This window comes from Pseudomonas berkeleyensis (genome assembly GCF_014109765.1).
GTDB lineage: Bacteria > Pseudomonadota > Gammaproteobacteria > Pseudomonadales > Pseudomonadaceae > Aquipseudomonas > Aquipseudomonas berkeleyensis.
This window is the reverse complement of sequence record NZ_CP059139.1, coordinates 587695-612792: the sequence shown is the minus strand read 5'-3', so window position 1 is coordinate 612792 and position 25098 is coordinate 587695. Positions and strand designations below refer to the sequence as shown.

At 62.9% G+C, this 25098-nt stretch carries 29 protein-coding genes; 19 read left to right on the top strand and 10 right to left on the bottom strand.

Annotated elements, in window-relative coordinates; genetic code table 11:
• Window positions 1-66 precede the first annotated feature (66 nt).
• From argS to HS968_RS02830, 9 genes are all read left to right on the top strand, one after another.
• Window positions 67-1818: an arginine--tRNA ligase gene (gene argS / locus HS968_RS02870; RefSeq protein WP_182370064.1), complete on the top strand. Its 1752-nt coding sequence runs from the start codon at window positions 67-69 to the stop codon at window positions 1816-1818.
• Window positions 1819-2502 carry an SPOR domain-containing protein gene (locus HS968_RS02865; protein WP_119692132.1) on the top strand — a complete coding sequence of 228 codons (684 nt, stop codon included), beginning with the start codon at window positions 1819-1821 and terminating at the stop codon, window positions 2500-2502. It abuts the gene before it with no gap.
• Window positions 2503-2598: 96 nt separating this feature from the next.
• Window positions 2599-3129, top strand: a complete 531-nt coding sequence (gene hslV, locus HS968_RS02860; protein WP_004372920.1) for an ATP-dependent protease subunit HslV — start codon at window positions 2599-2601, stop codon at window positions 3127-3129.
• Window positions 3130-3204: 75 nt separating this feature from the next.
• Complete coding sequence (gene hslU, locus HS968_RS02855; RefSeq protein WP_119692133.1) at window positions 3205-4545, top strand: HslU--HslV peptidase ATPase subunit; 1341 nt, start codon at window positions 3205-3207, stop codon at window positions 4543-4545.
• 161 nt (window positions 4546-4706) lie between these two features.
• Complete coding sequence (locus HS968_RS02850; RefSeq protein WP_179623640.1) at window positions 4707-5078, top strand: gamma-butyrobetaine hydroxylase-like domain-containing protein; 372 nt, start codon at window positions 4707-4709, stop codon at window positions 5076-5078.
• Window positions 5079-5373: 295 nt separating this feature from the next.
• A complete protein-coding gene (gene phaC, locus HS968_RS02845; RefSeq protein ID WP_182370063.1) occupies window positions 5374-7053 on the top strand; it encodes a class II poly(R)-hydroxyalkanoic acid synthase in 1680 nt (559 codons plus the stop codon).
• Window positions 7054-7195: 142 nt separating this feature from the next.
• Window positions 7196-8053, top strand: a complete 858-nt coding sequence (phaZ, locus tag HS968_RS02840; protein ID WP_119692136.1) for a poly(3-hydroxyalkanoate) depolymerase — start codon at window positions 7196-7198, stop codon at window positions 8051-8053.
• A gap of 228 nt (window positions 8054-8281) precedes the next feature.
• On the top strand, window positions 8282-9964 hold the full coding sequence (gene phaC, locus HS968_RS02835) for a class II poly(R)-hydroxyalkanoic acid synthase (protein ID WP_182370062.1): 1683 nt from the start codon (window positions 8282-8284) through the stop codon (window positions 9962-9964).
• A gap of 70 nt (window positions 9965-10034) precedes the next feature.
• On the top strand, window positions 10035-10649 hold the full coding sequence (locus tag HS968_RS02830; protein ID WP_179623638.1) for a TetR/AcrR family transcriptional regulator: 615 nt from the start codon (window positions 10035-10037) through the stop codon (window positions 10647-10649).
• Window positions 10650-10837: 188 nt separating this feature from the next.
• Here HS968_RS02830 and HS968_RS02825 read toward each other — a convergent pair whose 3' ends face one another.
• The 3 genes from HS968_RS02825 to HS968_RS02815 all read right to left on the bottom strand — a co-directional run bounded on the left by HS968_RS02825 (window position 10838) and on the right by HS968_RS02815 (window position 12628).
• Entirely contained in the window at window positions 10838-11725 is an 888-nt protein-coding gene (locus HS968_RS02825; protein ID WP_182370061.1) for a phasin family protein, read from the bottom strand.
• 10 nt (window positions 11726-11735) lie between these two features.
• Window positions 11736-12182, bottom strand: coding sequence for a phasin family protein (locus tag HS968_RS02820; RefSeq protein ID WP_182370060.1), 447 nt, complete (start codon window positions 12180-12182; stop codon window positions 11736-11738).
• A gap of 170 nt (window positions 12183-12352) precedes the next feature.
• Window positions 12353-12628 carry a polyhydroxyalkanoic acid system family protein gene (locus tag HS968_RS02815; protein WP_013713710.1) on the bottom strand — a complete coding sequence of 92 codons (276 nt, stop codon included), beginning with the start codon at window positions 12626-12628 and terminating at the stop codon, window positions 12353-12355.
• 147 nt (window positions 12629-12775) lie between these two features.
• Between HS968_RS02815 and ubiE the strand changes: the two genes are divergently transcribed.
• From ubiE to HS968_RS02770, 9 genes are read left to right on the top strand one after another with little or no spacing between them, the layout of a single operon-like run.
• Window positions 12776-13546 (top strand): bifunctional demethylmenaquinone methyltransferase/2-methoxy-6-polyprenyl-1,4-benzoquinol methylase UbiE, encoded by a 771-nt coding sequence (gene ubiE, locus HS968_RS02810; RefSeq protein ID WP_119692140.1) that lies wholly within the window; start codon window positions 12776-12778, stop codon window positions 13544-13546.
• Window positions 13546-14163 (top strand): ubiquinone biosynthesis accessory factor UbiJ, encoded by a 618-nt coding sequence (locus HS968_RS02805; protein WP_179623636.1) that lies wholly within the window; start codon window positions 13546-13548, stop codon window positions 14161-14163. The genes ubiE and HS968_RS02805 overlap by 1 nt, the downstream gene beginning before the upstream one ends.
• Window positions 14160-15740: a ubiquinone biosynthesis regulatory protein kinase UbiB gene (gene ubiB / locus HS968_RS02800; RefSeq protein WP_182370059.1), complete on the top strand. Its 1581-nt coding sequence runs from the start codon at window positions 14160-14162 to the stop codon at window positions 15738-15740. Before HS968_RS02805 ends, ubiB begins: the two co-directional genes overlap by 4 nt.
• A gap of 53 nt (window positions 15741-15793) precedes the next feature.
• A complete protein-coding gene (gene hisI / locus HS968_RS02795) occupies window positions 15794-16195 on the top strand; it encodes a phosphoribosyl-AMP cyclohydrolase (RefSeq protein ID WP_119692143.1) in 402 nt (133 codons plus the stop codon).
• Window positions 16188-16523 (top strand): phosphoribosyl-ATP diphosphatase, encoded by a 336-nt coding sequence (locus HS968_RS02790; protein WP_119692144.1) that lies wholly within the window; start codon window positions 16188-16190, stop codon window positions 16521-16523. Before hisI ends, HS968_RS02790 begins: the two co-directional genes overlap by 8 nt.
• Window positions 16524-16544: 21 nt before the next feature.
• Window positions 16545-16805, top strand: a complete 261-nt coding sequence (locus HS968_RS02785) for a twin-arginine translocase TatA/TatE family subunit (RefSeq protein WP_119692145.1) — start codon at window positions 16545-16547, stop codon at window positions 16803-16805.
• Window positions 16806-16814: 9 nt separating this feature from the next.
• Window positions 16815-17204, top strand: a complete 390-nt coding sequence (tatB, locus tag HS968_RS02780; RefSeq protein WP_182370058.1) for a Sec-independent protein translocase protein TatB — start codon at window positions 16815-16817, stop codon at window positions 17202-17204.
• Window positions 17201-17992 carry a twin-arginine translocase subunit TatC gene (tatC, locus tag HS968_RS02775; protein WP_182370052.1) on the top strand — a complete coding sequence of 264 codons (792 nt, stop codon included), beginning with the start codon at window positions 17201-17203 and terminating at the stop codon, window positions 17990-17992. Before tatB ends, tatC begins: the two co-directional genes overlap by 4 nt.
• Window positions 17989-18699, top strand: coding sequence for a 16S rRNA (uracil(1498)-N(3))-methyltransferase (locus HS968_RS02770; RefSeq protein WP_182370051.1), 711 nt, complete (start codon window positions 17989-17991; stop codon window positions 18697-18699). Before tatC ends, HS968_RS02770 begins: the two co-directional genes overlap by 4 nt.
• Window positions 18700-18867: 168 nt before the next feature.
• Here the strand turns inward: HS968_RS02770 and dtd are convergent, their stop codons facing one another.
• Together dtd and pip are read right to left on the bottom strand one after the other, a co-directional pair.
• On the bottom strand, window positions 18868-19305 hold the full coding sequence (gene dtd / locus HS968_RS02765; protein ID WP_182370050.1) for a D-aminoacyl-tRNA deacylase: 438 nt from the start codon (window positions 19303-19305) through the stop codon (window positions 18868-18870).
• On the bottom strand, window positions 19302-20273 hold the full coding sequence (gene pip / locus HS968_RS02760; protein ID WP_182370049.1) for a prolyl aminopeptidase: 972 nt from the start codon (window positions 20271-20273) through the stop codon (window positions 19302-19304). Before pip ends, dtd begins: the two co-directional genes overlap by 4 nt.
• Before the next feature lie 78 nt (window positions 20274-20351).
• On the opposite strand from pip, the gene HS968_RS02755 reads away from it, so the two are divergent.
• Window positions 20352-20789, top strand: coding sequence for a hypothetical protein (locus tag HS968_RS02755; protein WP_182370048.1), 438 nt, complete (start codon window positions 20352-20354; stop codon window positions 20787-20789).
• Between the two features lie 40 nt (window positions 20790-20829).
• Here the strand turns inward: HS968_RS02755 and HS968_RS02750 are convergent, their stop codons facing one another.
• The 5 genes from HS968_RS02750 to HS968_RS02730 form a co-directional block, all read right to left on the bottom strand.
• Window positions 20830-21372, bottom strand: a complete 543-nt coding sequence (locus tag HS968_RS02750; protein ID WP_182370047.1) for a lipocalin family protein — start codon at window positions 21370-21372, stop codon at window positions 20830-20832.
• Between the two features lie 12 nt (window positions 21373-21384).
• A complete protein-coding gene (locus HS968_RS02745) occupies window positions 21385-21636 on the bottom strand; it encodes a hypothetical protein (RefSeq protein WP_119692153.1) in 252 nt (83 codons plus the stop codon).
• A gap of 70 nt (window positions 21637-21706) precedes the next feature.
• The gene (locus HS968_RS02740; RefSeq protein ID WP_182370046.1) at window positions 21707-22309 is read right to left on the bottom strand and encodes a DUF924 family protein; all 603 of its coding nucleotides are present in this window, start codon (window positions 22307-22309) and stop codon (window positions 21707-21709) included.
• Window positions 22309-23316, bottom strand: a complete 1008-nt coding sequence (locus tag HS968_RS02735) for a class 1 fructose-bisphosphatase (RefSeq protein WP_119692155.1) — start codon at window positions 23314-23316, stop codon at window positions 22309-22311. Before HS968_RS02735 ends, HS968_RS02740 begins: the two co-directional genes overlap by 1 nt.
• 62 nt (window positions 23317-23378) lie before the next feature.
• Window positions 23379-25052: a histidine kinase N-terminal 7TM domain-containing diguanylate cyclase gene (locus HS968_RS02730; protein ID WP_182370045.1), complete on the bottom strand. Its 1674-nt coding sequence runs from the start codon at window positions 25050-25052 to the stop codon at window positions 23379-23381.
• Window positions 25053-25098: the final 46 nt, after the last annotated feature.

Below are 25098 nucleotides of genomic sequence, written 5' to 3'. Positions count from 1 at the left end.
ACAGCTTGCCGCTGCTTTTATAATGCGCAGTTTTCGACTAAAGCCCCCGGGCCAACCGAGCCGACCATGAAAGACAGTATTCGCCACCTGATCCAGCAAGCCCTCGACCGCCTCGCCGCCGATGGCGTGCTGCCTGCAGGCCTGACGCCGGCCATCCAGGTGGAGAACACCAAGGACAAGAGCCACGGCGACTTCGCCAGCAACATCGCCATGATGCTGGCCAAGCCGGCCGGCATGAAACCGCGCGACCTGGCCGAGAAACTGATCGCCGCACTGCCGGTCGACGCGCAGATCAGCAAGGTCGAGATCGCCGGCCCAGGCTTCCTCAACTTCTTTCAGAACAGCGATGCCCTGGCTCAGCGCCTGGAAGCGGCCCTGGCCGACGAACACCTCGGCGTGCGCAAGACCGGCGCCAAGCAGCGCGTGGTCATCGACCTGTCCTCGCCGAACCTGGCCAAGGAAATGCACGTCGGCCACCTGCGCTCGACCATCATCGGCGACGGCGTGGCACGCGTGCTGGAGTTCCTCGGCGATGAGGTAATCCGCCAGAATCACGTGGGCGACTGGGGCACCCAGTTCGGCATGCTGCTGGCCTTCATGGAAGAGAATCCGGCAGCCGCCGAAAGCGAGCTGGCCGACCTCGAAGGTTTCTACCGCGCCGCCAAGAAGCGCTTCGACGATTCCCCCGAATTCGCCGACCGTGCCCGCGAACTGGTCGTTCAGCTGCAGGCCGGCGACGCCCAGTGCCTGAAACTCTGGCACCGCTTCAACGACATCTCCCTGTCGCACTGCCAGAAGGTCTACGACCGCCTCGGCGTCAAACTGGGCATGGCCGACGTCAAGGGCGAAAGCGCCTACAACGCCGAATTGCCGGGCATCGTCCAGGCCCTGCGCGACAAGGGCCTGCTGACCGAGGACAACGGCGCGCAGTGTGTCTTCCTCGACGAATACCAGAACGCCGAAGGCAACCCGCTGCCGGTTATCGTGCAGAAAGCCGGTGGCGGCTACCTCTACGCCACCACCGACCTGGCCGCCATGCGCTACCGCAGCGAAGTGCTGAAGGCCGACCGCGTGCTGTACTTCGTCGACCAGCGCCAGGCCCTGCACTTCCAGATGGCCTTCGAAGTGGCGCGCCGCGCCGGCTTCGTCCATGCCGGCATGCAATTGGAGCACATGGGTTTCGGCACCATGAACGGCGCCGACGGCCGTCCGTTCAAGACCCGCGACGGCGGCACGGTGAAGCTGATTGATCTGCTCGACGAAGCCGAACAGCGTGCCTATGCGCTGGTCAAGGCGCTCAACGAGAGCAAAGGCATCGTCCTCGAAGAGGACGAGCTGCGCCAGATCGCCCGCGCCGTGGGCATCGGCGCGGTGAAATACGCTGACCTGTCCAAGCACCGCACTAGCGACTACAGCTTCAATTTCGAGTTGATGCTCAGCTTCGAGGGCAACACCGCACCCTACCTGCTGTACGCCTACACCCGCGTGGCCGGCGTGTTCCGCAAGCTGGGCAAGGGCGTCGACGAAATCGGTGGCGAAATCCAGCTGGTCGCCGAACAGGAGCAGGCCCTGGCCGCCAAGCTCGCCCAGTTCGGAGAAGTGCTCGGCAACGTTGCCGACAAAGGTACGCCGCACACCCTGTGCACCTACCTCTATGATCTGGCCGGGCTGTTCTCCAGCTTCTACGAGAACTGCCCGATCCTCACCGCCGAAGAGCAAGCCACCCAGCAGAGCCGCCTGCGCCTGGCCGCCCTGACCGGCCGCACGCTCAAGCAGGGCCTGGAGCTGCTCGGCCTGGAAACCCTGGAGCGGATGTAAATGGCTGCGCGCAAGAAGCCGGCACCGAAACGCGGCGCCAGTCGCTATCAGGCCCCGGCGAAGAAGCCGGTACCGGGTTGGATCTGGCTCGCCTGCGGCCTGGTGATCGGCGGCTTTTTCGTGTTTCTGTTCAGCCTTGAGCCCGGCCGTGACGAGATCAAGCGCGACAAGACCGAGCAGGTGCGCAGCACCAAGCCCGAGCCGAAGCCAACGCAGCCCGAGCCGAGCAGGCCCAAGTACGATTTCTACACACTGCTGCCGGAATCCGAGGTGATCCTGCCGCAGGCGCTGGAGGAAACACCGCCGCCTGCACCAACGCCAAAGCCGGTCACTCCCGAAGAGGCGGCCAAGATCGACGCTGCACGCGCCGAGGCGGCGCTCAACGGTGAAGTACCACCGCCCGCTCCGCCAGTCATCGCCTCAGCGCAGGTCGCACCGGTCACCACCCAGTTCTTCCTGCAGGCGGGTTCGTTCCCCAGCAAGGACAAGGCCGAGAGCATGCGCGCGCAAATCCTCTTGCTCGGGCAGAACGTGCGGGTCGAGTCCGGCACGGTATCGGACAAGACCTGGCACCGCGTACTGGTTGGCCCATTCGCCAGTCGTGAGCAACTGGCCGGAGCGCAGAAGAGCCTGGCTGCCGGCGGCTTCAGCAACCTGCTGTTACAGCAGCGTCAGGTACGCTGATCGGCGTTTTCCCCGCCGTCGGTTGAAAAGCCGCGGCGGGCACCCCATCTGAGAGTTCATCCGGGCAATTCGCCCCGCTGCGTGGAGACTCTCCCCTTGACCACCATCGTTTCAGTCCGCCGCCACGGCAAGGTCGTCATGGCCGGTGACGGCCAGGTTTCCCTCGGCAACACCGTGATGAAAGGCAACGCCAAGAAAGTCCGTCGCCTGTACCACGGTCAGGTACTGGCCGGTTTTGCCGGTGCCACCGCCGACGCCTTCACCCTGTTCGAACGCTTCGAAGGCCAGCTTGAGAAACATCAGGGCCACCTGGTGCGTGCTGCGGTCGAACTGGCCAAGGACTGGCGTACCGATCGCAGCCTGAGCCGCCTGGAAGCCATGCTGGCAGTGGCCAACAAGGACGCCTCGTTGATCATCACCGGCAACGGCGACGTGGTCGAACCCGAAGAAGGCCTGATCGCCATGGGTTCCGGCGGCAACTTCGCCCAGGCCGCGGCGCGCGCCCTGCTGATGAAGACGGATCTGTCCGCCCTCGAAGTGGCACAAACCGCACTGGGCATCGCTGGCGACATCTGCGTGTTCACCAACCATCATCAGACCATCGAGGAACTGGACGCTGCCGAGTAGCGTCCACTGCCTCAGAACCTGTTCCCGATGCGGCAGAACAGGTTCTTACAGTTTTCCGATAGCGAGCCAAATTCCATGTCCATGACGCCCCGCGAGATCGTCCACGAACTCAACCGCCATATCATCGGCCAGGACGACGCCAAACGCGCCGTCGCCATCGCCCTGCGCAACCGCTGGCGGCGCATGCAACTGCCTGCCGACCTGCGCCAGGAAGTGACGCCGAAGAACATCCTGATGATCGGCCCGACCGGCGTCGGCAAGACCGAGATCGCCCGTCGCCTGGCCAAGCTGGCCAATGCGCCGTTCCTGAAAGTCGAAGCGACCAAGTTCACCGAGGTCGGCTATGTCGGCCGTGACGTCGAATCGATCATCCGCGACCTGGCCGATGCCGCGGTGAAGATGCTCCGCGAGCAGGAAATCACCAAGGTGCGTCATCGCGCCGAAGATGCCGCCGAAGAGCGCATCCTCGACGCCCTGCTACCGCCAGCCCGCCAGGGTTTCGGCGACGAGCCGGTGCGCAGCGAGGATTCCAACACCCGCCAACTGTTCCGCAAGCGCCTACGCGAAGGTCAGCTGGACGACAAGGAAATCGACATCGAAGTCGCCGAGTCGCCCATGGGTGTGGAAATCATGACCCCTCCGGGCATGGAAGAAATGACCAACCAGCTGCAGAACCTGTTCTCCAGCATGGGCAAGGGCAAGAAGAAATCCCGCAAGCTCAAGGTCGCCGACGCCCTCAAGCTGGTGCGCGACGAAGAAGCCGCACGCCTGGTCAACGAGGAAGAACTCAAGGCCCGCGCCCTGGAAGCGGTCGAGCAGCACGGCATCGTGTTCATCGATGAGATCGACAAGGTGGCCAAGCGCGGCAATACCGGTGGCGCCGACGTATCCCGTGAGGGCGTGCAGCGCGACCTGCTGCCGCTGATCGAGGGTTGCACGGTCAACACCAAGCTGGGCATGGTCAAGACCGACCACATCCTGTTCATCGCATCGGGCGCCTTCCACCTGGCCAAGCCGAGCGACCTGGTGCCGGAACTGCAAGGCCGCCTGCCGATCCGTGTCGAACTCAAGGCGCTGAGCCCGCAGGATTTCGAGCGCATCCTAACCGAGCCGCACGCTTCGCTCACCGAGCAGTACAGCGCGCTGCTGCAGACCGAAGGCCTGAACATCGCGTTCACCGAAGACGGCATCAAGCGTCTGGCCGAGATCGCCTGGCAGGTCAACGAGAAGACCGAGAACATCGGTGCCCGTCGCCTGCACACCCTGCTCGAGCGTCTGCTGGAAGAGGTTTCCTTCAGCGCCGGCGACCTGGCCGGTCAGCAGAACGGCGAGCCGATCCGCATCGACGCGACCTACGTCAACGGCCACCTCGGCGAGCTGGCGCAGGACGAAGACCTGTCGCGTTATATCCTGTAAGCCCAGGAGCACGATCCAGTCGCCGCTGGCCGGCGTCATTCTGTAGGAGCGGTTGGGCGGCATTCCGCTTCAGCCGCGATATTCGCGGATAAATCCGCTCCTACAGGACGGTGCAATCACTCACCTGGGCGTAGCGCCTGAAAAGATCACGGAAATCAGCCATGCCCATCCCCAGCGCGATCAAACTGCACAAGGCCTCGAAAACCCTGGAGCTGCGCTATGGCGAGCAGAGCTATCAGCTCAGTGCCGAATTCCTCCGCGTGCATTCGCCCTCGGCCGAGGTACAGGGGCATGGCAAACCCATCCTGCAGACGGGCAAGCTCAACGTCGGCCTCGAGCGCATCGAACCGGCTGGCAACTACGCACTGAAACTGTGCTTCGACGACGGCCATGACAGCGGCCTGTTCACCTGGGAATACCTGTACGAACTGGCCACACGCCAGGACGCGCTGTGGGCCGACTATCTGGCCGAACTCAGCGCTGCCGGAAAATCTCGCGACCCCAGCGAGTCAGTCGTCCGCCTGATGCTCTGAACCGTGGCAAAAGCCTCGTCGCAGAGCGTCCGCCCTCCACACATGCAGTCACGTTAGCGACAGTTAGAGCGCGTTTTCTAATCTATCGCGGCATACTCCTGCGCCATCGAGCAGCTTGCTTAACTTCAAAAACTCGGGTAACCAAGGAACTGGCAGGTTCCCTGCATTTGGCTGTGCCAGGTGCAACGAAATACGCGGACTCGATCCGCCCCCGGTAACCCGAGCAGTACCAGGCCCTGTGTCGCCGAGCGCCCTCGCAGGCCGGTATTCGTCTCAGGACAATGGAGCGTCGTAGATGAGTGATAAGAATAACGAAGACCTGAAACGCCAGGCCTCGGAAAACACCCTGGGACTCAACCCGGTGATTGGTATCCGCGGCAAGGATCTCCTGACATCTGCCCGTATGGTGCTCTCCCAGGCACTCAAGCAACCCTTTCATAGCGTCAAGCACGTCGCCCATTTCGGCCTCGAGCTGAAGAACGTCATGCTCGGCCAATCCGCGCTCAAGCCTGAAGACGGCGACCGCCGCTTCGCCGACCCGGCCTGGAGCCAGAACCCGCTGTATCGCCGCTACCTGCAGACCTACCTGGCCTGGCGCAAGGAGCTGCACGACTGGATCGAGCACAGCTCGCTGTCCGAGCAGGACGCCAGTCGCGGCCACTTCGTGATCAACCTGATGACCGAAGCCATGGCACCAAGCAACAGCATGGCCAACCCGGCAGCGGTCAAACGCTTCTTCGAAACCGGCGGCAAGAGCCTGCTCGACGGCCTCTCGCATCTGGCCAAGGACATGGTGCACAACGGCGGCATGCCCAGCCAGGTGAACATGGAAGCCTTCGAGGTCGGCAAGAACCTCGCCACCACCGATGGCGCCGTGGTGTTTCGCAACGACGTGCTGGAACTGATCCAGTACAAGCCGATCACCGAGAGCGTGCACGAACGCCCGCTGCTGGTGGTGCCGCCGCAGATCAACAAGTTCTATGTATTCGACCTGTCGCCGGACAAGAGCCTGGCGCGCTTCCTCCTGCGCAGCCAGGTGCAGACCTTCGTGGTCAGTTGGCGCAACCCGACCAAGGCACAACGCGAGTGGGGCCTGTCCACCTACATCGAGGCGCTCAAGGAAGCCATCGACGTCATCTGCACCATCACCGGCAGCAAGGACGTCAACATGCTCGGCGCCTGCTCCGGCGGCCTGACCACCGCCTCTCTTCTCGGCCATTACGCCGCTCTCGGCCAGCAGAAGGTCAATGCCCTGACCCTGCTGGTCAGCGTGCTCGACACCCAACTCGACACCCAGGTCGCCCTGTTCGCCGACGAGAAAACCCTGGAAGCGGCCAAACGTCGCTCCTACCAGGCCGGTGTACTGGAAGGCAGCGACATGGCCAAGGTGTTCGCCTGGATGCGCCCCAACGACCTGATCTGGAACTACTGGGTCAACAACTACCTGCTCGGCAACGAGCCGCCGGTGTTCGACATCCTCTACTGGAACAACGACACCACGCGCCTGCCTGCCGCCCTGCACGGCGAGTTCATCGAGATGTTCCAGACCAACCCGCTGACCCGTCCGGGCGCGCTGGAAGTCTGCGGCACGCCGATCGACCTCAAGCAGGTCACCTGCGACTTCTTCGTCGTCGCCGGCACCACCGACCACATCACGCCGTGGGACTCCTGCTACAAGTCGGCCCACCTGTTCGGTGGCAAGTGCGAGTTCGTGCTGTCCAACAGCGGCCATATCCAGAGCATCCTCAACCCGCCAGGCAACCCCAAGGCGCGCTATATGACCAACAGCGAGATGCCGCTGGATCCGAAGGCCTGGCAGGAAAGCTCGACCAAGCACGCCGACTCCTGGTGGCTGCACTGGCAGACCTGGCTGGCCGAGCGCTCAGGCAAGACCAAGAATGCGTCCACCACACTGGGCAACAAGAAGTTCCCGGCCGGCGAAGCCGCCCCGGGCACCTATGTACATGAACGCTGATCGTCAGTATCAACCGCAGCGGCACCGGGAAGTGCCGCACGCCACGCGCCAGTTAGGACGTGGCTAACCAGGTTCATCCTGGTAACCCTGGAGGTAGCCCGGACGGCCGCCTCCAGCGCTCAACTCCATAGGGGCTGCGCCCATGCCGCAACCATTCGTATTCCGCACCATCGATCTCGATGGGCAGACCATCCGCACCGCGGTGCGGCCGGGCAACAGCCAGTTGGTGCCGCTGCTGATCTTCAACGGCATTGGCGCCAACCTGGAGCTGGTGATGCCCTTCGTCGCCGCCCTCGATCCGGAGCTGGAAATCATCGCCTTCGACGTTCCTGGCGTTGGTGGCTCATCGACTCCGGCCACGCCCTACCGGTTTCCCGGCCTGGCCAAGCTGGCGGCGCGAATGCTGGATTACCTCGACTACGGTCAGGTCAATGCCATCGGCGTGTCCTGGGGCGGTGCCCTGGCCCAGCAGTTCGCCCATGACTATCCCGAGCGCTGCAAGAAACTGATCCTTGCCGCCACCTCGGCGGGCGCGGTGATGGTTCCGGGCAAGCCCAAGGTGCTCTGGCGCATGGCCAGCCCGCGGCGCTACGTGCAGCCGTCCTACGGCGTGCGCATCGCCCCGGACATTTACGGTGGCGCCTTCCGTCGCGATCCCAAGCTAGCCATGGCACACGCGAGCAAGGTGCGCTCCGGCGGCAAGATGGGCTACTACTGGCAGCTCTTCGCTGGCCTCGGCTGGACCAGCATCCACTGGCTGCACAAGATTCGCCAACCGACGCTGGTGATGGCTGGTGACGACGACCCGCTGATTCCGTTGATCAACATGCGCCTGCTGGCCTGGCGCATTCCCAACGCGGAATTGCACGTGATCGACGACGGCCACCTGTTCCTGGTGACCCGCGCCGAAGCGGTGGCCCCGATCATCATGAAGTTTCTCGAGGAGGAGCGGCAGCGCGCGGTGATGCATCCGCAGCCCACGCCAGTACGCCAGCATTGACCGCACCAGCTTAGTGCGCAATGTTCTACATGCTCGACAAAGGGGCCGCTTGCGGCCTCTTGCATTTTCGACGCGGCGCTCTGGAATGCACTTCCTGCGCGCCTGGTACAGGGCTTGCTGAGTAGCATGCACAAGCACAAGGTGCGCGTCAGGCAGTCCGCGCCATAAAAGTCTCTTGCAAGTCGTTTCAACGACCTGCCAGACGGTTTGACGATGGAGTGTTACACCATGCGAGACAAGTCGAACCCGGCCTCACTGCCGGCACCTGCCAGCTTCATGAATGCCCAGAGCGCCGTGGTCGGCGTACGCGGCCGCGATCTGTTGTCCACCATGCGCCTACTGGCCGCCCAGGGCCTGAAAAACCCGGTACGCAGCGGCCGTCACCTGCTTGCCTTCGGCGGCCAGCTTGGCCGGGTACTACTCGGCGACACGCTGCACAAGGTCAATCCACAGGATGCACGTTTCGCCGATCCAACCTGGCACCTCAACCCCTTCTATCGACGCAGCCTGCAAGCCTATCTGGCGTGGCAGAAGCAACTGGCGGCATGGATCGACGACAGTGATCTGTCAGCCGATGACCGCGCCCGCGCGCGCTTTCTCGCCTCTCTGGTGAGCGACGCGCTGTCGCCTTCCAACAGCCCGCTCAACCCGCAGGCACTCAAAGAACTGTTCAACACCGGCGGCAGCAGTGCGTTCAAAGGTCTGCGCCATCTGTTCGATGACCTGCTGCACAACGATGGCCTGCCCAGTCAGGTCAGCAAGCACGCCTTCGAGGTCGGTCGCAATCTGGCCTCCACACCGGGTGCCGTGGTGTTTCGCAACGAGCTGCTGGAGCTGATCCAGTACAAGCCGATGAGCGAGAAGCAGTACCTGCGGCCGCTGCTGATCGTGCCGCCGCAGATCAACAAGTACTACATCTTCGACCTGTCCAACGACAAGAGCTTCGTCCAGTACGCACTGAAGAACGGCCTGCAGACCTTCATGATCAGTTGGCGCAATCCCGACCCGCGGCACCGCGAGTGGGGTCTGTCGAGCTACGTGCAAGCGGTGGAAGAAGCGGTCGACGCCTGCCGCGCGATTACCGGCAGCAAGGATGTCAATCTGCTCGGTGCCTGCGCCGGCGGCCTGACCATCGCTGCCCTGCAAGGGCATCTGCAGGCACGCCGCCAGTTGCGCAAGATTTCCAGCGCCACCTACATGGTCAGCCTGCTCGACAGCCAGATCGACAGCCCGGCGATGCTCTTCGCCGACGAGGAAACCCTCGAGTCGGCCAAGCGCCGCTCCTACCAGCAAGGCGTTCTGGACGGCCGCGACATGGCCCGGGTGTTCGCCTGGATGCGTCCCAACGACCTGATCTGGAACTACTGGATCAACAATTACCTGCTCGGCAAGCAGCCTCCGGCCTTCGACATCCTCTACTGGAACAACGACAGCACCCGCCTGCCCGCCGCACTGCATGGCGACCTGATCGACTTCTTCAAGCACAACCCGCTCAGTCGTGCCGGCGGTCTGGAGGTCTGCGGTACACCGGTGGATCTGGCCAAGGTCAACGTCGACAGCTTCAGCGTGGCCGGCATCAACGATCACATCACCCCTTGGGACGCGGTGTACCGCTCGACCCTGCTGCTCGGTGGCAACCGCCGCTTCATCTTGTCCAACAGCGGGCATATCCAGAGCATTCTCAATCCGCCGGGCAACCCCAAGGCCAACTACTACGAGAACGCCAAGCTCACCTCAGACCCACGTGCCTGGTACCACGATGCCCAGCACCAGCAGGGCAGTTGGTGGCCGCAGTGGCTGGAGTGGATTCAGGCACGCTCCGGCGCACAACGCGAGACTCTGGTCGCGTTGGGCAATCAGAACCATCCGGCCATGGAGGCGGCGCCCGGCACCTACGTGCATATCCGCTGAAAGCGGTGGCCGGCAGCACGCCGGCCAGTTATCGTCAGACCTTCGCGCCCAGTCGAACAAGAAACCACGGATGAAAACCCGCGAACGCATTCTGCAAACGGCCCTGCTGCTGTTCAACGAGCAGGGCGAGCCCAACGTTTCGACCCTGGAGATCGCCAACGAGCTGGAGATCAGTCCGGGCAATCTCTACTATCACTTCCACGGCAAGGAGCCGCTGGTACTGGAGCTGTTCGAACGTTTCCAGAGCGAGATGGCGCCTTTGCTCGACCCGCCCGCCGAAGCCCAACTGGACGTCGAAGACTACTGGCTGTTCCTGCACCTGATCGTCGAGCGTCTGTCGCAGTACCGCTTTCTCTTCCAGGACATGTCCAACCTGGCAGGGCGCCTGCCGAAACTGGCGCGTGGCATTCGCCACTGGCTGAACGCACTCAAACGCACCCTGGCTGCCTTGCTCGCCCGCCTGATGGCCGATGGGCAGCTGGGCAGTGACACTCGGTCACTCGGTCAACTGGTCGAACAGATCACCCTGACCCTGCTGTTCTCTCTCGACTACCAACGCATTCTTGGCCAGGAAGGTGAAGTGCGCCTGGTGGTGTACCAGATCATGATGCTGGTCGCGCCCCATCTGAATCAGCCATCACGCGGCACCGTCGAGCATCTGGCGCAGCGCTACCTGGAAGCCTGATGCGCAGCCGTGCGCACGCCAATGACACGCTGGGAATGTAGGGCGGATGCAACCCACCAGAGCGCAAATGGCGGGTTACACCCGCCCTACAAAGCTGAGCCGCATCCACGGTTGATGCATATGGCCCACCCTACGAGCAGAAACGCAAACGCCCGGCACTAGGCCGGGCGCTTGTGATCCCGAGAAACTCAGGATGGAGTGGCTGGGGTCGCCGGAGTGGCAGCCGGAGCCGGTGCAGCGGCCGGGGTAGCAGCGGCTGCAGGTGCCGGTGCTGCCGGTTTTGGCGCAACTGCCTTGGGAGCAGCAGGTTTCTTCGCGGCCGGCTTCTTCGCCACCGCCGGTTTGGCTGCTGGCTTAGCGGCTGGTTTGGCGGCTGCCGCTGGCTTGGCAGCGGGTTTCGCTGCGGCCTTGGCTGCCGGCTTCGCAGCAGGTTTAGCAGCGGGCTTGGCTGCAGGTTTGGCGGCTGCCGGTTTGGCTGCAGCTGCCGGTTTCGCGGCAGGTTTGGCTGCGGGCTTAGCGGCTGCTTTCGCTGCTGGCTTGGCCGCAGGTTTAGCAGCGGGTTTGGCAGCAGCTTTCGGAGCCGGCTTGGCAGCTACTTTCGCGGCAGGCTTAGGCGCAGCCTTGGCTGCGGGCTTGGCCACCGACTTCGCCGATACACCGGTGATTTTTTCCAGCTGCTTGGTCAGGCTGTCGACCTTGTCGTTCAATGCCTTCACCTCATTGCGGCTGGGCACGCCCAGACGCGAGATGGCATTGTTCAGACGCTTGTCGAAAGCCTCTTCCAGCTCACCCCACTTGCCAATTGCCTTGTCCTTGACCTCATCGACCTTGGACTTGGCGGAGCCGACCTTGCTGCCAACGCCGGCTTTCACCGCGCCAACCTGCTTGTCGACTTCGCTCTTGGCCAGTTTCTCAGCCTTCTCGCCGTCCTTGACCAGCGTATCGAACAGCTTGGTGCCGTCCTTGCTGACCTTGGAGTAAGCGCCCAAGCCTGCCAACCAGATCTGACGCGAGTATTTCTCGACCTCGCCGATCCAGGAGCTGGTCTGTTTCTCGGTTTTCTTCTTAACAGCCATCCTGATCTCCTTATTTGGTACGCGCGACATGCTCGAGCAACGCGCTCAGCTCATCCAGCTTAGCAGAGAGTGCTTCAACATCCTGCTTGGACGGAATGCCGATACGGTTCAGAGCGGAAGCCACACGAGTATCGAAAGCCTTCTCGATCTTGTCGAGTTGAACTTCGACTTTGCCTTTAACGCTGGTGACGTTGCTATTGACGGTTTTCTTCACCGACTCGATCTGACTGTTGGCAGCCTCGACCTGCTCATCGACCAGTTTCTTACCTTTGCTCTCAACGCCTTCGCCGGCCTTGACCAGCTCCTTGAAGTACTCGGAGCCTTCTGCACCGGCCTTGGCGTAAGCACCCAGACCAGCGAGATAGATCTTGCGGGCATAGCCCTTCACATCTTCGAACAGGCCGGCTTTGTCTTCGACCACGGTTTCGACTTTTTTCTTCACGGCGACTTTCGACATGGTGCACCTCACGCGCTTTGACAGTTAGCGGAAACGCCCACGGAATGCAGGCTTGGGTACACCCTAAGGAGAAAAATTAGAAATCGCATACTAGGCGCCGGCAACAGCACGCCTGTTCAAGCGAACCAGCGGCCGTGCGCACAGCGCACCCTACCGGCTGGCAACCGTTCTCAGGCCAGCGACTTGTCCAGCACCTGCTCGATCTCGCGCTGGATCATCCCGCCCATGGGCGACAGCAACAGGCCGAGCTTGAGCTCGACACGCACCGTGTCCTCGCCCACGGCAATGCTGCCGTCTGCGCCACTGCGCTTGAACTCCAGGGTGTCGCCGTTCCAGCGATAGCGCACGTCGTATTCGCTGGCCAGGCGCTCGGCCAGGCGCTCGGCCTTTTCGCGAGCCCCCTCGCGACCGAGGGAGTGGGATCGTTCGACACGAATACGGGACATGGCAACTCCTTGGACTGGCAGCGCGCCGCATGGCTGCGGCATGAGGTCACATCACTCTACCAGCCCATCGGGCGAGCGGGCACCCAGGCAAGACAAAGGCAGCAGGCGGCTTTAGAATGGCCAGGTTTTTTACCTGGTGAGAGCGACATGAGCGATCCACGCAAGGCCCACGAGCAGGAACCCACCACCCACTTCGGTTTCCAGGACGTGCCGGAAAGCCAGAAAGCGGAAAAGGTGGCCGAAGTATTCCACTCGGTGGCGGCCAAGTACGACCTGATGAACGACGTGCTGTCCGGCGGCCTGCATCGCCTGTGGAAGCGCTTCACCATCGAGCTTTCCGGCGTGCGCCCAGGTAATCGCGTGCTGGATATCGCCGGCGGCACCGGTGATCTGACCCGCAAGTTCGCCAGCATCGTCGGGCCGACCGGCGAAGTGGTACTGGCCGACATCAACGACTCCATGCTCAAGGTCGGCCGCGACCGCCTGCTGGACAAGGGTGTGGCCGGCAACGTGCAGTTCGTCCAGGCCGATGCCGAGAAGCTGCCCTTCCCCGACAACCACTTCGACGTGGTCACCATCGCCTTCGGCCTGCGCAACGTCACCCACAAGGAAGATGCCCTGCGCTCGATGCTGCGTGTCCTCAAGCCCGGCGGCCGCCTGCTGGTGCTGGAGTTCTCCAAGCCAGGCAACCCGCTGCTGGCCAAGGTCTACGACACCTACTCGTTCAGCTTCATGCCGCTGGCCGGCAAGCTGATCACCAACGACTCGGAAAGCTACCGCTACCTCGCCGAATCGATCCGCATGCACCCGGATCAGGAAACCCTCAAGGCGATGATGGTCGATGCCGGCTTCGAGCGCGTGACCTATCACAACATGACCGGCGGCATCGTCGCCCTGCACCGCGGCATCAAGCCTTAATGCTCATAACAGGGCTGCTGGCAGGCGTCGAAACGGGCCTCAACCGGGTTCTCAGCCTCGACGGCACGGCCTTGCCGCGCTTGCAGGCACTGAGTGGCAAAGTCATTGCCGTGCGCTGCCAGAGCCCTGCTCTGGAGCTGTTCCTCCTGCCGAGCGGTGATGGCCTGCAACTGGCCGCGCAGTGGCATGCAGAAGCCGACTGCACCTTGAACGCCCCGGCATCCAGCCTGGCCCGCCTGGCGCTGAGCCGTGACAAGACAGCCGTCCTGCATCGCCCGGAAGTGTCGCTCGATGGTGACAGTGCCGTGCTGCTGCAACTGGCCGGGATTCTTCAGGATCTCGAGCTGGACTGGGAATACGAGCTGTCGCGCTGGCTCGGCCCGGTGGCCAGCACCCTGCTCGCGGGCCACCTGCGCGTACGCGTGGGGCTCGCCGCCGGTGCGGCCAGTAGCCTGCGCCAGGATCTGGCCGACTACCTGAGCGAAGAATCCCGTACGCTGGTCGGCCAACGCGAGGCCGACGCCCGCTTCGCCGAACTCGATCAACTCAAACTCGCCCTCGACCGCCTCGAAGCACGCATTGAGCGCCTGAGCCAACGACCTAAGCCCGACGCATGAAACTACTCGCCGTTCGCCGCCTGCTGCGCATCCAGCGCGTGATCGTCCGCTATCAGCTGGACGATCTGTTGCTGGAACTCCCGTTGCCAGTGTGGCTGCGCGCCCTGTCCTGGCTGCTGCCCTGGCGCTGGCTGCCACGCAAGCCTTCGCAATTGTCACGTGGCGCACGCCTGCGCCTGGCTCTGGAAGACCTGGGGCCGATCTTCATCAAGTTCGGCCAACTGCTGTCTACCCGCCGCGACCTGATGCCGCCGGACATCGCCGATGAGCTGGCGCGCCTGCAAGATCAGGTGCCGCCCTTCCCCGAAGCTCAGGCCATCGCCCTGATCGAGCGCCAGCTCGGCGCCCCGGTGAGCGAGCTGTTCGCCCGCTTCGACAGCCAGCCGCTAGCTTCCGCCTCTGTCGCCCAGGTGCATGCCGCGCAGCTCAAGAGCGGCGAGGAAGTGGTGGTCAAGGTGGTGAGGCCTGGCCTCAAGCCGGTGATCCGCCAGGATCTGGCCTGGCTGTTCCTGATCGCCCGCGTCGCCGAGAAAGCCTCTGCCGACGCCCGCCGTCTGCGCCCGGTGGAGGTGGTCAGCGACTACGAAAAAACCATCTTCGACGAACTCGACCTACTGCGCGAAGCTGCCAACGCCAGCCAACTGCGGCGCAATTTCGAAGGCTCGCCGCTGCTCTACGTGCCCCAGGTGTACTGGGATCTGTGCCGCCCTCAAGTGCTGGTCATGGAGCGTATCTACGGCATCCCGGTCACCGACCTGACCACCCTGGCCGACCAGCGCACCGACATGAAGCTCCTGGCTGAACGTGGCGTGGAGATTTTCTTCACCCAGGTCTTTCGCGACAGTTTCTTCCATGCCGACATGCACCCCGGCAACATCTTCGTCAGCACCCGCACGCCCTGGAGTCCGCAGTACATCGCCATCGACTGCGGCATCGTCGGCAGCCTCACCGACGAAGACCAGGACTACCTGGCGCGCAATCTGCTCGCCTTTTTCAAGCGCGACTACCGCAAGGTCGCGCAGTTGCACATCGACTCGGGCTGGGTGCCGGCCGATACCAAGGTCAACGAGTTCGAAGCGGCCATCCGTACCGTGTGCGAGCCGATCTTCGAACGTCCGCTGAAAGACATTTCCTTCGGCCAGCTGCTACTGCGTCTGTTCCAGACCGCTCGACGCTTCAACATGGAAGTCCAGCCGCAACTCGTTTTGCTGCAAAAGACCCTGCTCAACATCGAAGGCCTTGGCCGCCAGCTGTACCCGGATCTGGATCTGTGGAGCACCGCCCAGCCCTTCCTCGAGCGCTGGATGCGCGAGCGCGTCAGCCCGCTGCACCTGCTGCGCAACCTGCAACAACAGGCCGAACAGGTACCGCACCTGTCGCAGATCGCCCGCGAAACCCTGGAGCGCCTGCAGCAACCCGAACAGCGCCAGCAATCGACGAATGGCCAGTGGCCGTTGCGCCTGCTCGGCGCAGCCCTGATCGCAGGCGGTGCCGTGCAGGGGTTGGCGCCCTTGCTGGTCGCCTGGCCAGCCTGGCTGATGCTTGCGGGCGGCCTCTATCTGGTCGTACGCCGATAGCCAGTGGCGACCCGCACTGGCACACTTGGCAGAGAAACTGACACGGAATCCCGATGAACGATTGGCTCGACGAAATTCGCTGGAACGAAGATGGCCTGGTGCCAGCGATAGCCCAGGATCACCAGACTGGCCGCATCCTCATGATGGCCTGGATGAACCGCGAATCCCTTGCGCTCACCGCGGCCGAAAATCGCGCCATCTACTGGTCGCGCTCGCGCGGCAAGCTGTGGCGTAAGGGCGAGGAATCCGGCCACGTGCAGAAACTGCACGAACTGCGCCTGGACTGCGATGCCGATGTCATCGTGCTGATGGTCGAGCAACTGGGCGGCATCGCCTGCCACACCGGCCGCGAGAGCTGTTTCTACCGCGTGCTGGAAGACGGCACCTGGAAAACCGTCGAAGCCGTTCTGAAAGATCCGGCAGCAATCTATTCCGCGGAGCAGCGCCATGACTGATACCCTGAGCCGGCTGGCCGAAGTGCTGGAGGCCCGCAAAGGCGCGGCGCCCGATAGCTCCTACGTCGCCAGCCTCTACCACAAGGGGCTGAACAAGATTCTGGAAAAGGTCGGCGAGGAGTCGGTGGAAACCATCCTCGCGGCGAAGGATGCCGCCGTCAGTGGCGACTGCGACGACCTGATTTACGAAACTGCCGACCTCTGGTTCCACAGCCTGGTCATGCTCGCCGCCCTCGGCCAGCATCCGCAGGCCGTACTGGACGAACTGGATCGCCGCTTCGGCCTTTCCGGACACACGGAAAAAGCCGCGCGCCAAGACAACAACTGATCATCGCGAGGATTTCGCTTCATGGGTATTTTCGACTGGAAACACTGGGTAGTCATCCTGATCGTCGTGGTGCTGGTGTTCGGCACCAAGAAACTGAAGAACCTCGGCTCCGACCTCGGCGAAACCATCAAGGGCTTTCGCAAGGCGATGAACGAGGAAGAAGGCAAACCAGCCGACGCTCAACAGCAACCACCGCAGCCACAAGCGCAACAACCGCTGAACCAACCTCACACCGTGGACGTTCAGGCGACCAAGGTGGAAGAGCCCTCCCGCAAGGACTGACATAACGCCATGTTCGGTATCAGTTTCAGCGAACTGCTGCTGGTCGCCCTGATCGCCCTGCTGGTGCTCGGCCCCGAGCGCCTGCCGGGCGCTGCGCGTACGGCCGGTCTGTGGATAGGCCGCATCAAGCGCAGCTTCAATGCGATCAAGACGGAAGTCGAAAGGGAAATCGGTGCCGACGAGATTCGTCGCCAGTTGCACAACGAGCAGATCCTGCAACTGGAGCGGGAAATGCAGGCTACCAAGAACGACTTGATGGGACAGAAGCCGGCCGACACTGAGCAGCCTGCAACCGCACAGGTGCAAGCCGCTGAACAGCCGCCAGCCGAGCCGCAGCCTGCCCCATCCCAGCAGCAGCCGACCACTGCGTCCAGCCAGGACAATACGCCGAAACCATGAGCCGCCTGCCTGAAAACGACCAGGAGATGCCCCTGGTCTCGCACCTGACCGAACTGCGTACCCGATTGCTACGCTGCGTGGGCGCGATATTCCTGATCTTCTTCTGCCTGTTCTACTTCGCCCAGACCATCTACACCCTGGTCTCCGCGCCGCTGCGCAAGTACCTGCCGGAAGGCGCGACGATGATCGCCACCGACGTGGCCTCACCGTTCCTGACGCCATTCAAGCTGACCATGATCGTGGCGCTGTTCCTGGCCATGCCGGTGATCCTGCACCAGGTCTGGGGCTTCATCGCGCCCGGCCTGTACAAACACGAAAAGCGCATCGCCGTACCGCTGCTGATATCGAGCATCATCCTGTTCTACGCCGGCATGGCCTTCGCCTACTTCCTGGTGTTCCCGATCATCTTCCACTTCTTCGCCAGCGTGACGCCCGAAGGCGTGTCGATGATGACCGATATCGCCAGCTACCTCGACTTCGTGATGACGCTGTTCTTCGCCTTCGGTGTGGCGTTCGAAATCCCGGTAGCGGTGGTGCTGCTGATCTGGATCGGCGTGGTCGACGTCGAGTACCTGCGCAAGATCCGTCCCTACGTGATCATCGGCTGCTTCGTAGTCGGCATGATCCTCACTCCGCCGGACATCTTCTCGCAGACCCTGCTGGCCGTGCCCATGTGGCTACTGTTCGAGTTGGGCATCCTGGCCGGCAGCCTGATCCGCAAGCGCCAGAGCGAGCCGCCAGACGAGGATGAAACCCCGTCCGACCAGCCTCCCGCACCGCTGTCTTGAACCTGCTGCTGCTGGAAGACGCTGACTTCGTCAGCGCTGGCCGCGCCCGCCTCAGCGGGCGTCGGCTCAAACACCTCAATGAAGTCCATCGCGCACAAGCCGGCGATAGCCTGCGCGTCGGTCTGCTAGGCGGGCAGATGGGCCAAGGTCGACTGCTCACCCTCGACGGCGAGCACGCCGAACTCGAGGTCGAGCTGAACCAGACGCCACCCTCCAAGCTGCCGTTGACCCTGGTGCTCGCCCTGCCCCGACCGAAAATGCTCAAGCGCGTGCTGCAGACAGTAGCCACCATGGGTGTACCGCGGCTGGTGCTGGTCAACAGTTACCGCGTGGAGAAGAGCTTCTGGCAAACCCCGTTTCTTGAGCCAGAGGCGATCCGCGAGCAACTGATCCTTGGCCTGGAGCAGGCACGCGACACCGTGCTGCCCGAGGTGGTTATCGAGAAGCGCTTCAAACCCTTCGTCGAAGATCGTCTACCGGCACTGGCGGCGGGCACATTGGGGCTGGTCGGCCATCCGGGCGAGTTCCCCCCCTGCCCTCGTGCGGTCACAGAGCCGGTCACCCTGGCCATAGGCCCGGAAGGTGGCTGGATTCCCTACGAAGTGGAGTTGCTGAAACAGGCGGCAGGCTTGCAGCCCGTACAGCTTGGCGAACGTATCCTGCGGGTGGAGACGGCCGTACCGGTTTTGCTGGCCAGGTTGTTCTGAACGACCCAGCAGACGCTCGCGGACGTAGGGCGGTTCGGAGCGCCGGCCGCTGTAGGGCGGACTCAGGAGCGTCAGCGAACAGTCCGCCTAGGGCACGACTAGTACTCCATGCATTCCATGAGATCGTAACGGCGTACTGCCTGCGGCGAGTACGCCCTACATCTCGCCTCAAACTTCCAGCAGGAAAGTCACCGGCCCATCGTTGACCAGATGCACCTGCATATCCGCGCCAAAGCGGCCGGTGGCGACCTGAGGATGCTCGGCTCTGGCCAGTTCAACCAGGCCATCGAACAATGCAGCGCCCTGAGCTGGCGGCGCGGCGCTGGAGAAGCTGGGGCGCATACCGCTCTTGGTCTCGGCCGCCAATGTGAACTGCGACACCAGCAGCAGGCCACCACCGACATCCTTCAGCGAGCGATTCATCTTGCCAGCGTCATCGCTGAACACCCGATAGTTCAGCAACTTGTGCAGGGCACGGGCCAGGCTGGCCAGATCGTCCTGCGGCTCGATACCGACCAGTGCCAACAAACCCTGATCGATGCTGCCAACCACCTCACCTGCAACCTCGACCCGCGCGTTGGCGACACGCTGGATCAGCAGCTTCACGCATCCTCCAGCGGTAGATCGAGCAGGCGGCGCACCAGCACATCGGCCGCGCGCACCAGTGCATCGGTGATACCCGGCTCGGCCGCCGAGTGCCCCGCATCACGGATGATCTGCAGCTCGCTGTTCGGCCATGCGTGGTGCAACGCCCAGGCATTGTCCAGTGGACAAATGACGTCGTATCGGCCATGCACGATGATGCCCGGCAAATGGGCGATTTTCGGCATGTCACGCAGTAACTGATCGGGTTCGAGAAAGGCGTCGTTGACGAAGTAGTGACACTCGATGCGAGCGATGGACAACGCCCGATGGGCATCGCTGAAACGATCGACCACCTGGGTGTTGGGGCGCAGGGTGGCGGTGCGTCCTTCCCAGGTGGACCAGGCCTTGGCGGCATGCATCTGAGCGATCTGATCGGCGCCGGTCAGACGCTTGTAGAACGCCTGCATCAGGTCGCCCCGCTCGTCTACCGGAATCGGAGCCAGATAGTCCTCCCAGTAATCGGGGAACAGCCGGCTGGCCCCCTCCTGGTAGAACCACTGAAACTCCTGCGGCCGACACAGGAAGATACCGCGCAGAATCAGGCCGAGTACCCGCTGGGGGTGCGCCTGAGCGTAGGCCAACGCCAGCGTCGAGCCCCAGGAACCACCGAACAGCACGAACTTGTCGACGCCCAGGTGCTCACGGATACGCTCGATATCGGCGATCAACGACTGGGTGGTGTTGTTTTCCAGGCTGGCGTGCGGCGTCGAACGGCCGCAGCCACGCTGGTCGAACGTGACGATGCGATACAACGCCGGATCGAAATAGCGCCGGCTGGCAGCATCGCAGCCGGCGCCTGGGCCGCCATGGATGAACAGCACCGGCAACCCGTCCGCCGAGCCGCTCTCGTCGACGTAGAGCACATGCGGCGACTCGACCGCCAGTTCATGGCGGGCGTAAGGTTTGATTTCCGGATACAGAGTCTGCATGGTTGGCTCCTGATCAGTGGGCTACAGCTGCCGTGTTCCGCTCTGCCGGGCATCATAACCATGAAAAGGAAGTTCAGCATGTCGATGCGTCATCTAGCGTGGTCATTGTTTCTGTCTTTCACTCTGCTGCTCGCTGGCTGTGGCGGTCGCGATGACCCACAGGCGGCACTGGAAGCCGCCGTGCAGAAACTACAGGACAATATCGAAGCAAAAGGCACCGGCGCGGTGATGGATCAGCTGCATGCCGAATTCCTTGCCCGCCAGGAGCTGGATCGCAACTGGGCACAACGCACCATGGCGCTGCTGTTCCTGCGTCACAAGAACATCAAGGTCATCGCTCTGGGCAAGAACAGCTGGATCGACCCGGCCATCAGCAGCAAGGGCTATACCGAGGCGCAAGTCGGCCTGACCGGTGCCGAGGGGCTGATCCCCGACAGTGCGCGGCATTATTCGGTGAAACTGGAATGGTGGCTGGACGGCGACGACTGGAAACTGGCGCGCCTGGACTGGGAGTGAACCGCAGCCCGGTGCAATCCGGGCTACGGCCAATAGGTCGTCAATCGGCTTTGCGCCAGATCAGATCGCCAGTGGTGTAACCCTGCTCGCGGGCGACCGACAGCAGTTTGTCACGGGTTTCCTGATCCACCTCCGGCGTGCGCGACAACAACCAGAGATACTTGCGCTCGGGGTGGCCGACCAACGCCACGCGGTAATCCTCGTCGTGGTAGATCACCCAGTAGTCGCCCTTGATCGGCAGCAGCTTGCTGGCCCAGTTGTCGAAGCGCACCCACAGCTTGTCGGTGCGGCCCTCGACCTGAGGCTCGGCGGTGCCCTTGGCCTCCTGCCACTCGCCATCTTCGTCACGGCAACGGTTGGTCACGTCGATGCGCCCATCGTCACGCAGGCCGTAGTGCGCTTCGGACTGCACGCAATTGCGCTGGAAGAACATCGGCAAACGCGCCAGCTCGTACCAGGTGCCCTGATAGCGCTGCAGGTCGACCTGCATGGTTTGCGGCGGCTCCATTGGAATACGGCCGGTACCGGAGTTGGCGCAGCCGGCCAAGGCGAGAAAGGCACTGGCGATAAGAATCGAACGCATGGAATCTCCCGTTTACTTGAGGCCCTTTCCGGAGAACAGCATCACCTTGTCCCCGGCGTACTGGACGCTGATATAAGCCTTGTCGTCGCCCCAGGTACAGCTGGTCATGCCCAGCGCGCCCGCGCATTCACCCGGTGCACCGAGCAGGCTCTCCACTTCGGCCTTGCTCATGCCCGCTTGGAGTTTGGAATAGTTGTCCTGATTGATCTTGCTGCAGGCGGCCAACAGGCAGCAGGCGAGCAACGCGACGATACGCATCGACATGAAGTGAAACTCCTGATGGGAAGGTGCCAGCAAGCTTGGCATAGCCGGCGACGACTTGCCCGCTTGGAGTTCAGAAACGCGAGCCAGGTTCCCGTAGAAAGGCCTGTTCTTCGTCAGTGGACGCACGGCCGAGAATGGCATTGCGATGAGGGAAACGACCAAAGCGAGCGATCACCTGCTGATGACGCTCGGCGAAGTCGAGATAGCTGGCGAACAGCGCACGTTCATCGGCATCGGCTTCATCGAGCAATTGGCGAAAAAGCTCGACCGCTCGATCCTGCAAGGCCAGTTCTTCGGCATGCTCGAAAATCAGGTAGGCGAACACGCGCTGGATTGGCGCCAACCCGCAATCCAGACCACTCGCCAGGCCATCGCGCAACAACGGCCGGGCCCGGACATCGCCAGAGAAGGCGCGCGGCGTATCGCGAAAGATCATACGCGGCAGTTGGTCGAGCAGAATCAGCAAGGCCAGCCAGCCCTGCGGAGTTTCTCGCCAACTTTGCAGTCCACCGGCCAGAGCTTGTTCGACCAACGCGCCAAAACGCTCGCTGGCCTCCTGATCCTGACTTTCGCGTTTGCCGAACCAGAGTTGATGACGCGCCGCTGCCACCTCGGAGGCCGTGCCGTGATCGGCACCGAACCACCAGTCAAGCAGCGGCTGCCAGGGTTGCATCAGCTGCGGTGGTAGGCAGTGATGCGCAGCACTTCTTCCTTCGAACCGAGGAATACCGGCACACGCTGGTGCAGAGAGGTGGGCTGGATGTCGAGAATGCGTTGGCTGCCATCGGTGGCAGCGCCACCGGCCTGCTCGATGATCATCGACATCGGATTGGCCTCGTACATCAGACGCAGCTTGCCGGGCTTATCCGGCTCGCGGGCATCGCGCGGGTACATGAATACGCCGCCACGGGTGAGGATACGGTGCACATCGGCCACCATGGAGGCGATCCAGCGCATGTTGTAGTTACGCCCCAGCGGCCCGGTCTCACCGGCCAGCAGTTCGGAAACGTAACGCTGCACCGGGGCTTCCCAGTGGCGCTGGTTGGACATGTTGATGGCGAATTCCTTGGTGGACTCCGGCACCTTGATGTTGTCGTGGGTGAGCACGAAGCTGCCCAGCTCACGATCCAGGGTGAAACCCTTGACGCCATCGCCCATGGTCAGCATCAGCATGGTCTGCGGGCCATAGATGGCATAACCGGCAGCGACCTGTTGGGTGCCCGGCTGGAGGAAGGCTTCCTCGCCCAGGTCGCCGGTCTGGCCGTTGCGATCAGGGCAACGCAGCACGGAGAAGATAGTGCCGACCGAGACGTTGACATCGATATTGCTGGAGCCGTCCAGCGGATCGAATACCAGCAGGTAGGCACCCTTCGGGTACTTGCCGGGGATCTGGTAGGCGTTGTCCATTTCCTCGGACGCCATACCGGCCAGGTGGCCGCCCCACTCGTTGGCTTCCAGCAGGATTTCGTTGGAGATCACGTCGAGTTTTTTCTGTACTTCACCCTGCACGTTCTCGCTGTCCAGGCTGCCCAGCACGCCGCCAAGGGCGCCCTTGGAGACCTGATGGCTGATCGCCTTGCAGGCCCGCGCCACGACTTCGATAAGGAAACGCAGGTCGGCCGGGGTGTTATGGCTGCGAGTCTGCTCGATCAGGTAGCGGCTCAGGGTGACGCGGGACATGGACGGCTCCGGAAAGGGGAAAAAACGCGCGCAGTTTAACCCGAGTCGCCGCTGAATGCTGCCTAGCGGGATGGATGGCCAGCCTCAGCGTTCGACGCCAGGCAACAGACTCGGTTACGCCCACCACGCTTGGCCTGGTAAAGCGCCGCATCGGCAGCCTGCAACAGTTCATCCAGCGTCTGCCCTTGCTGGGGCCAATGGGCCAAGCCAGCCGACAGCGTCACACGCTGATGCCCACCACGGGTGGCGATCTCCTGCTGCGCCAGTTGCGAGCAGATGTTCTGCAAACGATTGCGCGCCTCTGCGGAATCGGCCCCCGGCAATATCAGCAGAAACTCCTCGCCACCGATACGGAACACCGCATCCGTGCTACGCAGGTTGTCCAGCAGGTGTTGGGCCACGGCCTTGAGCACATCGTCCCCCACCAGGTGACCACACTCGTCGTTGAGTCGTTTGAAGTGGTCGAGATCGATCAACGCAAGGGCCAACGGGAGCTTCTCGCGCTGGGCCCGCGCCAGTTCACGGGCGAAGAACTCGTCCAGGTAGCGCCGGTTGTACAGCCCGGTGAGCGGGTCGCACAGCGCCTGCTCGCGCAGTTGCTCATGCAGGCTGGAGATGGTGCTCAGGCGCTCTTCGCTGAGCGCCAGCGCCTCGGCCAGCTTGAGTTCGGCCAGGTGCCGCAGCGTGACATCGCGGATGTAGAGCATGCGCCCAAGCAGCACCGGGCCGTTGCGCGTGGTGCGCTCGATCCACCGCACGCGCACTTCGTAATAACGTGCGGCGCTGGTCAGGGTGAGCATTTGCTCGCTCGCCTCAGCTTCGTGCTGCTCGAGCAAACGCTGCAAATCGGCACCGAATACCGGCCAGTCGACCAGCGTTCGTCCCTGCCAGCCCTGTTGCAGGCCCGCCAGTTTCAGCGCTGCCGGGTTGGCCTCGATCACCCGACCACGCGGATCGACCACCAGCACCGGATCGATCAACGCCTCCAGCAGCAGGTGACGAGCCACCGGCAACAGATCGAACAGACGCACACCGAGGATCAACCAGGCGAAAGCCACCAGCGTGAAGGCGAAACAGAAGGGGGTGGGATCGACGCCAAAGACCGTCCAACCAAATACGACGTAGGCGACGTTGGCCGTCCAGGGTGCCGCCGTGACCAGGACGAAGCCCAGGTAATGCCGTCGATGCAGGCCCTGGCTAAGCACAGCGGCCCGCACCACCACCCCCATGCAGAAGGCCATCAACAGGTAGACGTACACTGCCGTGGCATAGAACAGCGGGCCATGCTGATAGCGCACCGGGGCGCCAGGGCTGTCGTCGATCGGCCCGCTACTGGCCAGGTAGAAAAGGCCATGCCAGGGGTTGCTCAGCGCGATGATCCACACCAACAGCGGCATCAGGCTCAGCGCCAGGACACCCGCGCGCGGCACTGGCGTACGCACGCTGTTGACGTACTGCCAGAGAAACACGGCCCAGAATGTCGGCGTGAACAGGATGCCCAGCCAGGCCATGCCGGAGAGGAACATCTTGCACTCGGCCGACATCACGCTCAGTTCCAGCGACGCGCAGGCCATCCACCAGAGACTGGAGAGGTGCAGCAGGATAAAGCTGTCACGTCCGGGAAAATCGCGCTGGCGGGTCATCCAGTGGGCGAGCAGGATGACGCCGAAGCACACCAGCAAGGTGACGAGAACGGGTGGCGACGGTGACCAGCCCGGTGCCAGACAGGCCTGCATCAACGGAGCCTCCGTCGACGGACACACTTGGCAGCGGGGACGAGGA

Bases quoted from the DNA above. Each gene is read 5' to 3' on its own strand.
- HS968_RS02735 (WP_119692155.1), bottom strand. From the start codon at position 23,316: ATGTCCCGCGTCACCCTGAGCCGCTACCTGATCGAGCAGACTCGCAGC.
- phaC (WP_182370062.1), top strand. From the start codon at position 8,282: ATGCGAGACAAGTCGAACCCGGCCTCACTGCCGGCACCTGCCAGCTTC.
- HS968_RS02825 (WP_182370061.1), bottom strand. From the start codon at position 11,725: ATGGCTGTTAAGAAGAAAACCGAGAAACAGACCAGCTCCTGGATCGGC.
- HS968_RS02745 (WP_119692153.1), bottom strand. From the start codon at position 21,636: ATGTCGATGCGTATCGTCGCGTTGCTCGCCTGCTGCCTGTTGGCCGCC.
- ubiE (WP_119692140.1), top strand. From the start codon at position 12,776: ATGAGCGATCCACGCAAGGCCCACGAGCAGGAACCCACCACCCACTTC.
- HS968_RS02850 (WP_179623640.1), top strand. From the start codon at position 4,707: ATGCCCATCCCCAGCGCGATCAAACTGCACAAGGCCTCGAAAACCCTG.
- HS968_RS02865 (WP_119692132.1), top strand. From the start codon at position 1,819: ATGGCTGCGCGCAAGAAGCCGGCACCGAAACGCGGCGCCAGTCGCTAT.
- hslU (WP_119692133.1), top strand. From the start codon at position 3,205: ATGTCCATGACGCCCCGCGAGATCGTCCACGAACTCAACCGCCATATC.
- phaZ (WP_119692136.1), top strand. From the start codon at position 7,196: ATGCCGCAACCATTCGTATTCCGCACCATCGATCTCGATGGGCAGACC.
- pip (WP_182370049.1), bottom strand. From the start codon at position 20,273: ATGCAGACTCTGTATCCGGAAATCAAACCTTACGCCCGCCATGAACTG.
- HS968_RS02785 (WP_119692145.1), top strand. From the start codon at position 16,545: ATGGGTATTTTCGACTGGAAACACTGGGTAGTCATCCTGATCGTCGTG.
- hisI (WP_119692143.1), top strand. From the start codon at position 15,794: ATGAACGATTGGCTCGACGAAATTCGCTGGAACGAAGATGGCCTGGTG.
- argS (WP_182370064.1), top strand. From the start codon at position 67: ATGAAAGACAGTATTCGCCACCTGATCCAGCAAGCCCTCGACCGCCTC.
- phaC (WP_182370063.1), top strand. From the start codon at position 5,374: ATGAGTGATAAGAATAACGAAGACCTGAAACGCCAGGCCTCGGAAAAC.
- tatB (WP_182370058.1), top strand. From the start codon at position 16,815: ATGTTCGGTATCAGTTTCAGCGAACTGCTGCTGGTCGCCCTGATCGCC.
- HS968_RS02730 (WP_182370045.1), bottom strand. From the start codon at position 25,052: ATGCAGGCCTGTCTGGCACCGGGCTGGTCACCGTCGCCACCCGTTCTC.
- HS968_RS02805 (WP_179623636.1), top strand. From the start codon at position 13,546: ATGCTCATAACAGGGCTGCTGGCAGGCGTCGAAACGGGCCTCAACCGG.
- HS968_RS02815 (WP_013713710.1), bottom strand. From the start codon at position 12,628: ATGTCCCGTATTCGTGTCGAACGATCCCACTCCCTCGGTCGCGAGGGG.
- HS968_RS02755 (WP_182370048.1), top strand. From the start codon at position 20,352: ATGTCGATGCGTCATCTAGCGTGGTCATTGTTTCTGTCTTTCACTCTG.
- HS968_RS02820 (WP_182370060.1), bottom strand. From the start codon at position 12,182: ATGTCGAAAGTCGCCGTGAAGAAAAAAGTCGAAACCGTGGTCGAAGAC.
- HS968_RS02830 (WP_179623638.1), top strand. From the start codon at position 10,035: ATGAAAACCCGCGAACGCATTCTGCAAACGGCCCTGCTGCTGTTCAAC.
- HS968_RS02740 (WP_182370046.1), bottom strand. From the start codon at position 22,309: ATGCAACCCTGGCAGCCGCTGCTTGACTGGTGGTTCGGTGCCGATCAC.
- HS968_RS02790 (WP_119692144.1), top strand. From the start codon at position 16,188: ATGACTGATACCCTGAGCCGGCTGGCCGAAGTGCTGGAGGCCCGCAAA.
- HS968_RS02750 (WP_182370047.1), bottom strand. From the start codon at position 21,372: ATGCGTTCGATTCTTATCGCCAGTGCCTTTCTCGCCTTGGCCGGCTGC.
- tatC (WP_182370052.1), top strand. From the start codon at position 17,201: ATGAGCCGCCTGCCTGAAAACGACCAGGAGATGCCCCTGGTCTCGCAC.
- ubiB (WP_182370059.1), top strand. From the start codon at position 14,160: ATGAAACTACTCGCCGTTCGCCGCCTGCTGCGCATCCAGCGCGTGATC.